Below are 12,971 nucleotides of genomic sequence, written 5' to 3' on the forward strand. Positions count from 1 at the left end.
TTCCCATTCCTTTTCCGTGTGCTCCCGGTATTCGGGAACGAAAGGTCGTGATGTTCATAGGGGGTGGATTCGAATTCGGTGGGTCAGCGGTCCGGCCGGGCGGTTTTCCACCGCCCGGCCGGACCGGGTACCGACTCGTCGCTGTTCGCGTGGCCGGTTCCTATTCGCCGGTCGCGTCACCGCCGTTGCCGTCGCCGCCCGTGTTGTTGCCGGGGCCGCTCGCGTCACCGCCGTTGCCGGTACCGCCCGTGTTGTTGCCCGGTCCGGAGGCGTCACCGCCGTTGCCGGTGCCTCCCTTGTTGGTGCCCGAGCCGGAAGCGTCGCCGCCGTTGCCGGTGCCGCCGGTGTTGGTGCCCGGGCCGGTGGCGTCGCCGCCGTTGCCGGTACCGCCGGTGTTGGTCCCGTCGGCGGGTGCGTCGGCGGGTGCGTCAGCCGGTGCGTCGGCGGGTGCGTCAGCCGGTGCGTCCGCGGGGTCCTGGGCAGGCGCTTCGGCAGGGGCCTGACCGGTTGCGGCGCCGCCGTTCCCGTCGCCACCCTTGTTGGTGCCCGAGCCGCTGGCCTTGCCGCCGTTGCCGGTACCGCCGGTGTTGTTGCCGGGGCCGGTGGCGTCGCCACCGTTACCCGTACCACCGGTGTTGGTGCCACCGGTGGCGGCTTCTTCCTTGGGCTGCTCCTGGCAATGCCAGTGATGGTGATGCTTCCGGCATTGGGGCTGGTTGGCGAGCGCCACCTGAGAGACGGACCCTGTCGACGCCGTCGCGGCGGATGCCGGAAGGATGACCCCTCCGCCGATCACAGCGGCCGCGGCGACGACGGTTGCAAGACGGAAGCCCCGGCGCTTAGCACGGTCGCTGTCGTGGGTCGAAACGATGCTGGTCATGGCTTTCTCCTATGCTGGATAAATGTCATCGGTGTGCCCGGAAACGTGGGCGATCAATGCAGTCCGGTGAGAGAAGAGGACTTCGCGGCCTCGTTCTGTTCCCGTCGGCCCGCACTTCCAGTAGGCCCCACCGGAAATTCCAGGTCAGGTTCCGAGGACTCGGGACTTGTCAGGGGTCGCAGGAATCGGGTAAAGCACCGGACGCCCTCGTCAAGGACCGCACGAAAGCCGTGGGCGGCCTATGTCCAGCCCAGGACGGGCGTCCGACGCTGAGACGTGAGGAGCGCGTAGCGATCTGGTGCGCTTCCCCGGCACCGCCCCGGGCTCGGGTCTGGATGCGCCCGCCTCTCGGTCGTCCCGGCGCCCGACCAGGCCGGGCATCGTCGACCGTCCCGTCCCTGGAAGTGTCGTCCGGCTCGTTCTTTTGGGGTTTCCCGCCAGTCTTCGGATGTCCGGGGCGGGTCGGTCGGTCAAGGGTGGCCGGAGGCCATCGCGTAGCGACGCGACGACGTAGGAGGAGCGCCCTTGAGGGACCGGCCCGACCCGGAGAGACGATGAGACTGACGGGAAACCCCACCCGCATCGCCGACCACCGCCCCGGCAGCTCCCGCCCCTCGAAGCCACCGTTCGCGCTCCTCCGCCCCCGGGCGCACCCTGGAGGGAAGGGTGACCCCCTGGAGGTGATGCACCATGGCCACACTCGTCGGGTGGCATGTGGAGCTCGAATTCACCGAGGAGGGCCACCGCACCAGTGCGGCGGCCCTGGTCAGGCTCGGGGACGGCTCCGAGATCAAGGCGCGGGGATATGCCTTGCGCCATCCTTCCGACCCGGAGCAGCTGAGGGTCGGGGAAGAAATCGCGGGCGCTCGTGCGCTCATGGATCTCGCGTCGCAGATGTTGCAGAAGGCCCACGCCGAGATCGATGAGGCTTCGGGCCGTCATTCCTACCCGCTCAACCGCTGAGCGGCAGGCTCACAGGCCCGCTGAGGGGCTCCGACCGGAGCCCGTCAGCGGGTCCTGCCGCGGAACAGGACCGCCGCCAGGGTCATGGCCGCGGCCGTGATGCCCGCGCACCAGGTCAGGGCGATCCACGGGGCGTCGCCCGCGGGCTGCGCCAGGAGCAGTGCACGCAGGGATTCGATCACCGGGGTCAGCGGCTGGTGGTCGGCGAAGCCGTGGAGCCAGCCGGGCATGGTCTCGATGGGGACGAAGGCGCTGGACGGGTACGGCAGGAACATCATCAGGAAGGTGAAGCCGCCCGCCGCCTCCGGCGTCCGGGCGAGCAGCCCGAGCGCGGCGGCCAGCCACGAGATCGCCGTGATGTACGTCAGCAGCAGCCCGGCGGCTGCGAGGAAGGCGGCCGGGCCCGCCTGGGGCCGGAAGCCGATGGCGAGGGCGACGGCGAGGACCAGGGTGGTGGAGACCAGGTTGCGCACCACCGAGGCCGCGACGTGTCCGGCGAGGACCGGGATGCCGCCGATGTCGAGGGCACGGAAGCGGTCGATGACGCCGTTCGTCATGTCCTCGGTGACGCTGACGGCGGTGGAGGCCGCGCCGAAGCCCGCGCAGAGCAGCATCGCGCCCGGCACCACGTACGTCACGTACGCCGTGCCGGTGTCGATGGCCCCGCCGAAGAAGTAGACGAAGATCAGCATCAGCATGACGGGCAGCATCAGGGCGGCGATCAGTGCGTCGGGCCGGCGGCTGCTGATGCGCAGGCTGCGCCCGGCCAGGGTGAGGGCGCTCACGGGCACGGCGGTCATCGGGCGGCTCCCGTCAGGGCGAGAAAGACGTCGTCGAGGGTGGCGCTGCGGACCGCGAAGCGGTCGACGGTGGTGCGTTGCGGGTCGAGCTCGTCGAGCAGTGCGCGGACGTGCGCGGCGGTGCCGTCGGTGGGCAGGCCGAGGGTGAGCTCGTCGGGGGCGAGGTGGACGGCGCGCGGGGCGAGGGCCTCGTACGCGGCCGTGGTGGTGAGGGTGAGGTCGAGGCGGTGTCCGGCGACCCGGGACTTGAGCTCGGCCGGGGTGCCTTCGGCGGCGATCCGCCCTTCGGCGAGGACGGCGACGCGGTCGGCGAGTCGGTCGGCCTCCTCCAGGTACTGGGTGGTCAGCAGCACGGTCGTGCCGTCGGCGCGCAGTTCCCGTACGAGCTCCCACAAGTCCTGGCGGCTGCGCGGATCGAGCCCGGTGGTGGGCTCGTCGAGGAAGATCACCTCCGGCCGGGAGACCAGGCTCGCGGCGAGGTCGAGGCGGCGGCGCATGCCGCCCGAGTACGTCTTCGCGGTGCGTCCGCCCGCTTCGGCGAGGCCGAAGCGGGCGAGGAGCTCGTCGGCGCGGGTGCGGGCGGCGCGCGCGGAGAGCCCGGCCAGCCGGCCCATCATGCGCAGGGTCTCGGCGCCGGTCTGGAGCTCGTCGACGGCGGCGAACTGGCCGGTCAGGGCGATGAGTTCACGCACCCGCGAGCGCTCGGTGACGATGTCGTGACCGGCGACGCGGACGGTCCCGGCGTCGGCGGCGGTGAGGGTGGCCAGGATCCGGACGGTGGTGGTCTTGCCCGCGCCGTTGGGGCCGAGGAGGGCGAGGACGCTGCCGCGCGGGACGGCGAGGTCGATGCCGTCGAGGACGCGGAGGTCGCCGTAGGACTTGGTCAGCCCGGTGGCGTGGATCCCGGGGTTGCCGAGTCTGCCGGAGGTGTGCGTGGTCATGGGGGATGGTGCTCCCTTCCCAGCTTCTGCGTATGCCTTACGCTCTTCTGTGTAAGTAATACACAGAACTAGGATGGGGGTCAATCGAGGAGCGGACGGTCATGGCGGACGAGGACAACGGCACCGGACTCCCGGCGAGCCTGGAAATGGCCTGGGGCCTGCGCGAACGCCCCGGCAAGGGCCCACGCCCCACGCTCACCCTCCCCCGCATCGTTGACGCGGCGGTCACCCTCGCCGCTTCGGAAGGCATGGACGCCGTCTCCATGGGCCGGGTGGCCAAGGAACTGGGCGTCTCGACGATGTCCCTCTACCGGTACGTCACGGCGAAGGAAGAGCTCTACATCCTGATGGCCGACGCGGGAGTCGGCACCCCGCCGGACCCCTCGGCCGGGGAGGGCGCGGGCTGGCGGGAGCTGCTGACGGACTGGGCGTACGCGCAGCGGGCCGTTCTGATGGCCAACTCCTGGATCCTGCGCATCCCCATCACCGCCGCGCCCGTCTCCCCGAACCAGCTGGCCTGGATGGAGCGCGGCCTCGCGTCCATGGCGGGAACGGGCCTGAAGGAGAGCGAGAAGCTCTCCACGATCATCCTGATCGGCGGCCTGGTGCGGAACGAGGCCACCATGGCCGCGGACATGATCGACGCCATCGTGAAGTCGGGCGTCGCCCCGCAGCAGGCGCTGGCCCAGTACGTGCGCACCCTGGGCCTGATGACCGGTCCGGACAGCCACCCCGCCGTGACACGGCTACTGGAATCGGATGCCTTCAGTGGCTCCGGCGAGCCGGACTTCCAGTTCCGCTTCGGCCTGGACCGCATCCTGGACGGACTCGCCCCGCTGGTCGCCGAGCGCTCGGGGTGACGGCCGGCCCCGGCCGCGCTACTCGCTGACCCAGCCGGTCAGCTGCGCCCAGCTCGCCGGGGCGACGTCCAGGACGGGGCCGTCCTGGACCTTCGAGTCCCTGACGTGGACGGTGTCCGGGCCGACGGCCATCTCGACGCAGGCGTCGCCGTCACCACCGCTGTACGAGGACTTGCGCCAGGCGACGGCCATTTCCAGGCACTGGCCACCGTCGCTGCCGCTGTAGCTGGACTTGAACCACTTCAGTGCGGTCGTGGCACTCATGTTTCTCCTAGCAGGTGGCCCAACAGGCCCTGAGTCTGCTCGGTGTTGAGGGCCTGAGTCCGCAGCATTGCATACCTGCGCGCCATGATGCTGACCTCATTGGGGTCCGAGATCAGATGGCTGCCGCGTTGGGTCTCGGTGTAGCCGAGGTGCTGGTGGGCCTGGGTCTCCATGATCGTGAACGGACCGTCGAGAGCGGCGTGAGAGGTCCCGCCCAGCGGCATCACCTGGAGGCTCACGTCCGGCAGGTCTGCGCACGCGCGGAGGTGGCGAAGCTGCTCCGCGTACACCTCGTCCCCACCGAGCCGGTCGCGGAGTACCGCCTCCCAGACGACGAAGCTCAGCGTCGGGGGCGTGCTGCGCCGCAGGATTTCCTGCCGTGCGATGCGGCGGGCGGTCAGCGCCTCGATCTCCTCCTCGGGGTGGGCCGGGACACGGCACCTGAAGACGGCCCGGGCGTAGCTCTCGGTCTGGAGCAGGCCCGGCACCACCTGATTGTCGAACCAGGACAGTGCGATCGCCTTGGCTTCCAGGTCCATGTACTCCTCGGCCCATGGGGGAGTCGCGTCCACGGCGGGCAGTTCGTTCGCCGCCACGGTCAGCAGCCCCGGCAGCCCCAGGTGGAAGTCCATCAGTTCGGCGACGTTCGGCATCAACGCACGCCGGCCCTGCTCGATCGACGCGATGGTCTCCGCGTCCAGGCGTACCAGTTCGCCCAGTTGCTTCTGCGTCAGGTTCTTGGCGATGCGGGCGGCGGCCACCATCGCGCCGACCATCTTCATGGTCGTCGCGTTCGGCCGTGCTCGTTTCCTCGGTGGCATGACAGCGAACTCCCCACCCACGCATGCGGAATACCCGTTGCCGACCCGTACTCATCGAGGAGTACGGGTCGGCGCCCAGTCACACGCTAGTCACGCAACGCGACGATCGTCCCGTGAATCCAACGATCCAGGCGGCCCTCGTACGCGAGCGCCTCTACCTCCGCACGCCCCGATCAGTCGCGGCTGCCCGCCAGTTCACACGTGACACCTTGCAGGTGTGGGGGGTGGCCGACCGTACCGGTGACCTGTTGCTCTGCGTGAGCGAGCTGGCGACCAACGCCCTGCGGTACGGCGTCCCGCCCGGCCGCGGGTACCTGCTGCGGCTGTTCGGCTTCGAGGACGCGACCCTGCGCATCGAGGTGCACGACGGCGGGCCCGGGTTCTCCCGGATCGCCGGGGGACCGCACGGCAAGGGCCTCACCCTCGTCACCGCGCTCGCCGACGAATGGGGTGTGCTTCCCCGGACTCCGGGCAAGGTCGTCTGGTGCGAGTTCCGCCGCGCGGCCCGACCGGCCGTCCCGCCGGCGGGCGCGTGAGTCCGGGCGGGCGCACAGGGGGAACGGAACCTCCTCTGTGCGCCCGCAGTCTCAGGCCGGCTGCTCCGTGACCGTCGAGGTGATCACCGCGAAGGGGCCGCCCTGCGGATCGGCCAGGACGGCCATGCGGCCCGCCACCATGTCGAAGGCGGGGGCGAGGACGGTGGCCCCGGCCCGTACGGCGGCGGCTTGGATCTCGTCGACGTCGTCGACCTGGAAGTACGGCAGCCAGTTCGGGGGAGTGCCGGGGGGCGCCTTGTCCAGGTTCATCATTCCGCCCACCACGCGGCCGGAGGCCTTGAACTCCGTGTACCCCTCGGCTCCGGGCATGTGGGAGGAGGCCGTGGTGATCGGCAGGATGGCGGAGTAGAACGCGGCGGCGGCGGGGACGTCGCTGGTGCTCAGCTCGTTCCAGATGAGGGCGCCGTGCTCGTTGACGATGCCGGCGCCGTCGAAGGAGCCCGGCTGCCACAGGCCGAACACGGCACCGGTCGGGTCGGCGACGACGGCCATCCGCCCGAGGTCCATGACGTCCATCGGGCCCATCATGACGGTGCCGTGGGCGTCGGTGGCGGACTTGAGGGTGGAGTCGATGGCGTCGGTGGACAGGTACGTGGTCCACACGGTCGGCGGCATCGGGTCCGGGACGGTGCCGTCCGGGTTGCTCGCCTTCATGATGCCGGCGACCGGGCGGCCCTTGAGGGTGCAGACGGAGTAGCCGCCCTGCTCGGCGGGGCCGATCTCGCCCTGCCAGCCGAACAGGTCGCAGTAGAAGTCGAGGGCGGCCTGCTGGTCGGGGACCATCAGGTCGATCCAGCAGGGAGTGCCGGGCTTGTAGGGGCCGTTCATGTCGGGCACGGAGGCCTCCGGTCGTGGGTGGGGGAAGGACGGGCCGTCCCCTACCCGGCCCGTACGGCCCGAATCGGGCCGTACGGGTGAAACCGGGCGCGGCGGCGTCAGTTGGTGCGGCGGCGACGACCGGTACCCGCGACCAGGGCGCCGAGTGCGAGGGTTACCCCCGCACCGTTCAGGGCCCAGGTGGTGGCCGCGTCGGCGCCGGTCGCGGCCAGGGCGCTCCCGCTGGGGGTGGCGGTGGTTGCGGTGTTGCTCCCGCTGCTGATCGGCGTGGTGCCGGTGCTGCCGTTCGGCACCGGCCCGTTGCCGCCGGGGGCTTCCCCGCCGGGGGTGCCGCCGCCGGGAGTCTCTCCGCCCGGGGTTTCCCCGCCGGGGGTGCCCCCTCCGGGTGATTCCCCGCCGGGGGTGCTGCCGCCCGGGGCGCTGCCGCCCGGGGCGCTGCCGCCCGGGGTGCCGCCGCCGGGGGTTTCCCCGCCCGGGGTGCCGCCGCCGGGATTGCCGTCGCCCGGAGTTCCCCCACCAGGGGTGCCGCCGCCCGGAGTTCCTCCGCCGGGAGTCTCTCCGCCGGGGGTGCCACCACCCGGGGTGCCTCCGCCCGGCGTCTCCCCGCCGGGGGCGCCCCCTCCAGGCGTTTCCCCGCCCGGGGTGCCTCCGCCCGGGGTGCCCCCGCCGGGAGTCTCTCCGCCCGGGGTGCCTCCGCCAGGGGTTTCCCCACCGGGGGTGCCTCCGCCCGGGGTGCCTCCGCCGGGCGTTTCCCCGCCGGGGGTGCCTCCGCCCGGGGTGCCACCACCCGGCGTCTCCCCGCCCGGAGTTCCTCCGCCGGGGGTGCCCCCGCCGGGAGTCTCTCCGCCCGGGGTGCCTCCGCCAGGGGTTTCCCCGCCGGGAGTGCCCCCTCCGGGCGTTTCCCCGCCCGGGGTGCCACCACCCGGCGTCTCACCACCCGGCGTTTCCCCGCCCGGGGTGGCGGCCGGTTCCAGGAGGGTGGTCAGGCGGCGGGGGGAGCGGGAGCCGGCCCACGGCGGGGGTGTCTCCGCGTCGACCTGGGACGTGCCCCAGGCGAAGAAGGACACCGAGCCGGTCGGGGCATCGGCGGAGAAGCGGACGCGGACCGGGACGTCGAAGGCCGCGCCCGCGCCGATCGGGCCGCGCACGAGCCCGCCCGCGAAGAAGTAGCCGTCCTCGTCGGAGGTGATGTCGACGGACTGCCAGGCCGCCGGCTGTCCCTCCGCGCCCGGCCGCAGGACCTCGACCGCGATCTGTGAGACCTGCATGGAGACGAAGTCGGGCCGGGCCAGAACCAGTCCCAGGTCGAAGGCAGCCAGCTCGCCCTTCCCCGCGTTGTCCACCCGCACGGAGAGTGCCGTCCAGTCGCCGCCAGCCCGCACCGACTCCGGTACCCCGCTCACCGTCAGGGCGGGACCTTCGACGTGTACGGGCTCCTCGTCGCCGCCGGGCGCGCCGGTGATCCTGGTCGCGTACGAGGACGTGGGGGAGCTGCCGGTGGCGGTCCCGACCTTGCCCGTGCCGTCCGCCGTCAGGTCGAACGGTACGACGGGGGTGTCCGGGGCGAAGCTGATCCTGACGTCGATCGTCCGGGTCTGGCCGGAGGGGACCGTGCCGGCGCTGCCGAGCGCGAAGCCCAGCGCGGGGGCCGCGCTCTGGACCGGTACGGCGGCCGTCCACGGCCCGCCCGCGGTGCGGTACTCGACGCTCACGTGCGCCGGCCCGAACTGTCCGGCGGCCTGCGAGACGCCCAGCACCGGGGTGTACTCGTCGACCGCGACGTGGCCCGAGTTGTCGACGGTCACGGTGAGCGGCGTCCAGCTGCCGTCGGCCTTGAAGCCGTCCGCCGGGATGCCCTGGACGGTGACCTCGGGCCCCAGAAGGATCCGGTCGGACCCGGTGTCCTCACCGCCTTCGAGGGCCTCGGGCGCAGCCGTCTGCGTCTGCGCCTGCGCCGGTGCCTGTTCCTGTGCCTCGGGCGCGGTCGGCGCGGCCGGTGCGGCCACGGCCTGCACGGCGGGCTGCTGCGCGCCGGCGTCCTCGGCCTGTGACTTCTCCTCGGCCTGCCCCCCGGCCTTCGGTTCCGGCTTCGCCGGGGCCTTCTCCTCGGCCTTCGGCTCGGCGTTCTCCTGCGTCTGCCCCTGGTCCTTCTTCTCCTTCGCCGGGGCCTGCGCCTCGTCCGACGGCCCGGCGGCATCCGTGGGTACCACGTCCGGCGCGGTCACCGCCGGATGCTCCTCGGCCACGGCGGGTGCGGCCATCAGGAGTGTCTGGCCGGCCACCGCGGCTGCTGCCACGACGGCCATGCGCTTGAACTGCATGCTCTTTACCTCCCCGGGCTCCGGACATGTCCGGAGCCACCCCAAACCCCTTGGGAGGCGCCAAGGTTAGTGAGACGGGAGGAGCTTGCAGAGGGCTACAGGATTGCGAAATATGTACGGTCCCTACGTCACCCGTGTCCACGGGGCCGCGCCGCCCCGTACGGCCCGGGACAGGGCCGTACGGGTGAACGCGGGTCGTGCCTCAGGCGGAGGTGCGGCGGCGGCGACCGGTGCCCGCGACCAGGGCGGCGCCCATGGCCAGGGCCACACCCGCGCCGCCGAGGGCCCACGTGGTGGCCGGGTCGCTGCCCGTGGCGGCGAGCTCGCCGCCACCGGTGGTGGCGGTGGTGCCCGTGTTGCCGGAGCCACTGGTGGTGTCCGTGATCGGCTTGGCGCCGCCGTTCGGCTTCGGCTGGTTGCCGTTCCCGCCCGTGTCCGTGGAGGCGGCGACGATGGTCGTCAGACGGGCCCTGGAACGCGAGTCCGCCCACGGCCCCGGGGTGTCCGGGGTGACGTTGGACGAGCCCCAGGAGAAGATGCTGACGGCGCCGAGCGGCGCGTCGGCGGCGAAGCGGATCCGGACCTGGACGTCGAAGCTCTGACCGGCCGCGACCGGGCCGCCCGCGAGGTCGACGCCGAAGAAGACGCTCTCCTCCTCGGACCACACCTCGGCCTCGTGCCAGCCGGCCTTGCCGTTCTTGTCCTTGCTCAGGACCTCGACCTTGATCTGGGAGGGCTTCATCTTGACCCAGTCGGGACGGGCCAGGACCATCCCGACGTTGAAGCCCTTCAGGGCCTCCTTGCCGGAGTTGTCCACGCGGACGGACAGGTTCGTCCAGTCACCGCCGGCCTTGATGGTCTCCGGCACGCCGTTCACCGTCAGCGCCGGGCCCTCGACGAACGGGTCCTCACGGTCGTCGACCGCACCGACGATCTTGGCGGTGTACCAGGCGGAGGGCGAGTAGTCGACGTGGTTCCCGACGCGGCTGAAGCCGGCCGAGGTCAGATCGAAGGGCATCACCGTGGTGCCCGCGGCGAACGCGATCCGCACGTCGACCGTGTGGGAAGTGCCCTTGGCGAGGGTCGTGCCGGTCCCGACGCTGTACTGGAGGCTGTTGCCGAACGCCTCGCCCTGGGCCAGCTTGGCGGACTGCCAGGTGCCGCCGCCGGTCTTCCACTCGACCTTGACCTGGGAGGGCTTGAACGTGCCGCCGTACCCGTCGACGGAGATGGTGGGCGTGTAGTTCGGCACGGCGACGTGGCCGCCGTTGTCGACCGTCACCTGCAGCGGGGTCCAGCTTCCGTCGGCCTTGAAACCGTTCTTCGGGATGCCCGCCACCGAGACGTCGGGACCCATCAGCATCCCGTCGGACTCCGCGTCCTGCGCGTCCTCGTCGCTCGTGGCGTCCTTCGCCGCCTTGTCGGCGACGGGCGCCGGCTGCGGCGCGGGCGCCTTGACGTCCGGGACGGCGGGCGCGGGGACGGCGGGCGCGGGGACCGGGGCCGGGGCCTGGACGTCCGGTACGGCCGGGGCCGGCGTACCCGCGTCGGCGGCGTCGTCCTTCGGCGCCACGTCCGGGACGATGACGGCCGGCTGGTCGGCGGCCATCGCGGGCGTCGAGGTCAGGATGGTCGGGCCGGCGACGGCCACCGCGGCCACGGCGGCCAGACGCTTCATGCTCTTCATGCGGTTCCCCCCATTGAGTTTTTGAACATGCTCAGATTAGTGGGGGTGGCGGGGTTGTGGAGATCTCGGAGGTCACGAAATGCGTACGGCCCCGGCAGCAGCTGCCGGGGCCGTACGCATTTGGTGCAGGTTGTGCGGGTGGCGCGCGTCTCGCGCGAACGCCGTCAGAGCTTCTCGGGCGTCCGGATGCCGAGGAGGGACATGCCCTTCGTCAGCGTGCGGGCCGTCAGGTCGCACAGGAAGAGGCGGTTCTCGACCTGCTCCGGGGTGTCGGCCTTGAGGACCGGGCACTCCGCGTAGAACGTCGTGTACAGCGAAGCCAGCTGGTAGAGATACGCCGCGACCTTGTGCGGGGCGTGCTCCGACGCCGCCTCGGCGATCAGCTCGCCGAACTGGTCCAGGTGCAGACCCAGCGCCCGCTCCGACGGGGCGAGAGCCAGCTCCGGGTGGGCGGCGGGCCGCGCGTCCCCGGCCTTGCGGAGGATCGACTGGATACGGGCGTACGCGTACTGGAGGTACACGGACGTGTCACCGGTGAGCGACACCATCTGGTCGAGGTCGAACTTGTAGTCACGGGCCGCCGACGTCGACAGGTCCGCGTACTTCACCGCGCCGATGCCTACCTGGGCCGCGCGCTCGGCGATCTCTTCCTCGCTCAGCTCCTTGGCCTTCTCGCGCACGACGGTGGCTGCCCGCTCCACCGCCTCGTCCAGCAGGTCCACCAGCCGGACCGTCTCACCCTCACGGGTCTTGAACGGCTTGCCGTCCTTGCCGAGGACCGTGCCGAACGCCAGCTGCACGGCCTTGACCCCGTCGTTCAGCCAGCCCGCCCGACGCGCCGTCTCGAAGACCATCTTGAAGTGCAGCGACTGCCGCGCGTCGACCACGTAGATCAGCTCGGTCGCGCCCAGGTTGCCCACCCGGTCACGGATCGCCGACAGGTCGGTCGCCGCGTAACCGAACCCGCCGTCCGACTTCTGCACGATCAGCGGGGTCGGGTTGCCGTCCGGGCCCTTCACGTCGTCGAAGAACACACACAGCGCACCGTTGGAACGGACGGCGACACCCGACTCCTCCAGCAGCTTGCACGTCTCGACCAGCATGTCGTTGTAACCGGACTCGCCGACCACGTCCGGGTCCTGGATGTCCATGTCCAGCTTGTCGAAGACCGAGTAGAAGTAGATCTTCGACTCGTCCACGAACCGCTGCCACAGCGTCAGCGTCTCCGGCTCGCCCGCCTGCAGGTCCACCACCCGCGCCCGGGCCCGCGTCTTGAACTCCTCGTCGGAGTCGAACAGCGCCCGCGAAGCCTTGTAGAGCCGGTTCAGGTTGGACATGGCCTCCTCGCCGGAGGCCTGCCCGTCGGCGTCGTCGCCGCCCTTGTGGTCCAGCTCGTGCGGGTGCTCCAGCAGGTACTGGATCAGCATGCCGAACTGGGTGCCCCAGTCCCCGATGTGGTGACGACGGACCACCTTCTCGCCCGTGAACTCCAGGATCTCCACCATCGCCGCACCGATCACGGCGGAGCGCAGGTGCCCGACGTGCATCTCCTTCGCCACGTTCGGCTGCGCGTAGTCGATCACCGTGGTACCCGGGTCCGCCGCCAGCGGCACCCCCAGACGGTCGTCGCCGGCCCGCGCCGCCAGGGTCTCGACGATCGCCCGGTCGGTGATGGTGATGTTGAGGAAGCCGGGGCCCGAGACCTCGATCTCCTGGATCAGGTCACCGGTCGGGATGCCCCCGACCACGGTCGCCGCAAGATCCCGCGGATTGGCCTTCGCCTTCTTCGCGAGCGCCAGGATGCCGTTGGCCTGGAAGTCGGCCCGGTCGCTTCGTCGCAGCAGCGGGTCCGCGCCACCGGCCTCCGGCAGGGCCGAGGCAAGGGCGTCCGCGACGCGCTGATTGACGGAAGAAGCGAGGGAAGGGACCGAGGCCATGAGCTGCCGTTCCTGTGAGGTCGTGCCGAGAGTGCACTTGGTTGTTCCGACAAGAGCCGAGTATCCCACGCGAGGGCAAACCCTTTCCCGGTGAAAAAGCAAC

The 12,971-nt window shown here is 71.5% G+C and carries 12 protein-coding genes; 3 read left to right on the top strand and 9 right to left on the bottom strand.

Annotation, left to right across the window (positions count from 1 at the left end):
* Positions 1–160: 160 nt before the first annotated feature.
* On the bottom strand, positions 161–880 hold the full coding sequence (locus DEJ51_RS18955; protein WP_150258658.1) for a hypothetical protein: 720 nt from the start codon (positions 878–880) through the stop codon (positions 161–163).
* Positions 881–1,570: 690 nt separating this feature from the next.
* Between DEJ51_RS18955 and DEJ51_RS18960 the strand changes: the two genes are divergently transcribed.
* Positions 1,571–1,843: a DUF1876 domain-containing protein gene (locus DEJ51_RS18960; RefSeq protein WP_150258659.1), complete on the top strand. Its 273-nt coding sequence runs from the start codon at positions 1,571–1,573 to the stop codon at positions 1,841–1,843.
* A gap of 44 nt (positions 1,844–1,887) precedes the next feature.
* On the opposite strand, the gene DEJ51_RS18965 is transcribed toward DEJ51_RS18960, so the two are convergent.
* On the bottom strand, positions 1,888–2,643 hold the full coding sequence (locus tag DEJ51_RS18965; RefSeq protein WP_150258660.1) for an ABC transporter permease: 756 nt from the start codon (positions 2,641–2,643) through the stop codon (positions 1,888–1,890).
* The gene (locus DEJ51_RS18970; protein WP_150258661.1) at positions 2,640–3,584 is read right to left on the bottom strand and encodes an ATP-binding cassette domain-containing protein; all 945 of its coding nucleotides are present in this window, start codon (positions 3,582–3,584) and stop codon (positions 2,640–2,642) included. The genes DEJ51_RS18965 and DEJ51_RS18970 overlap by 4 nt, the downstream gene beginning before the upstream one ends.
* A 101-nt stretch (positions 3,585–3,685) precedes the next feature.
* Here DEJ51_RS18970 and DEJ51_RS18975 point away from each other — a divergent pair, with 101 nt between their 5' ends.
* Positions 3,686–4,444 (top strand): TetR/AcrR family transcriptional regulator, encoded by a 759-nt coding sequence (locus DEJ51_RS18975; protein ID WP_150258662.1) that lies wholly within the window; start codon positions 3,686–3,688, stop codon positions 4,442–4,444.
* A gap of 18 nt (positions 4,445–4,462) precedes the next feature.
* Here the strand turns inward: DEJ51_RS18975 and DEJ51_RS18980 are convergent, their stop codons facing one another.
* Together DEJ51_RS18980 and DEJ51_RS18985 are read right to left on the bottom strand one after the other, a co-directional pair.
* Positions 4,463–4,708, bottom strand: coding sequence for a DUF397 domain-containing protein (locus DEJ51_RS18980; protein ID WP_150258663.1), 246 nt, complete (start codon positions 4,706–4,708; stop codon positions 4,463–4,465).
* Positions 4,705–5,529: a helix-turn-helix domain-containing protein gene (locus DEJ51_RS18985; RefSeq protein ID WP_150258664.1), complete on the bottom strand. Its 825-nt coding sequence runs from the start codon at positions 5,527–5,529 to the stop codon at positions 4,705–4,707. The genes DEJ51_RS18980 and DEJ51_RS18985 overlap by 4 nt, the downstream gene beginning before the upstream one ends.
* Positions 5,530–5,642: 113 nt before the next feature.
* Between DEJ51_RS18985 and DEJ51_RS18990 the strand changes: the two genes are divergently transcribed.
* A complete protein-coding gene (locus tag DEJ51_RS18990) occupies positions 5,643–6,065 on the top strand; it encodes an ATP-binding protein (RefSeq protein WP_223835872.1) in 423 nt (140 codons plus the stop codon).
* A 51-nt stretch (positions 6,066–6,116) separates the two neighbouring features.
* Here the strand turns inward: DEJ51_RS18990 and DEJ51_RS18995 are convergent, their stop codons facing one another.
* From DEJ51_RS18995 to argS, 4 genes are all read right to left on the bottom strand, one after another.
* Entirely contained in the window at positions 6,117–6,914 is a 798-nt protein-coding gene (locus DEJ51_RS18995) for a VOC family protein (RefSeq protein ID WP_150262007.1), read from the bottom strand.
* A gap of 107 nt (positions 6,915–7,021) precedes the next feature.
* Positions 7,022–9,244 carry a hypothetical protein gene (locus DEJ51_RS35745; RefSeq protein ID WP_190620488.1) on the bottom strand — a complete coding sequence of 741 codons (2,223 nt, stop codon included), beginning with the start codon at positions 9,242–9,244 and terminating at the stop codon, positions 7,022–7,024.
* A 202-nt stretch (positions 9,245–9,446) separates the two neighbouring features.
* Positions 9,447–10,931 (bottom strand): hypothetical protein, encoded by a 1,485-nt coding sequence (locus DEJ51_RS34590; protein ID WP_190620491.1) that lies wholly within the window; start codon positions 10,929–10,931, stop codon positions 9,447–9,449.
* Positions 10,932–11,095: 164 nt separating this feature from the next.
* Positions 11,096–12,868 (bottom strand): arginine--tRNA ligase, encoded by a 1,773-nt coding sequence (gene argS / locus DEJ51_RS19010; RefSeq protein WP_150258666.1) that lies wholly within the window; start codon positions 12,866–12,868, stop codon positions 11,096–11,098.
* Between the last annotated feature and the right edge of the window lie 103 nt (positions 12,869–12,971).

Source organism: Streptomyces venezuelae (assembly GCF_008642275.1).
GTDB lineage: Bacteria > Actinomycetota > Actinomycetes > Streptomycetales > Streptomycetaceae > Streptomyces > Streptomyces venezuelae_E.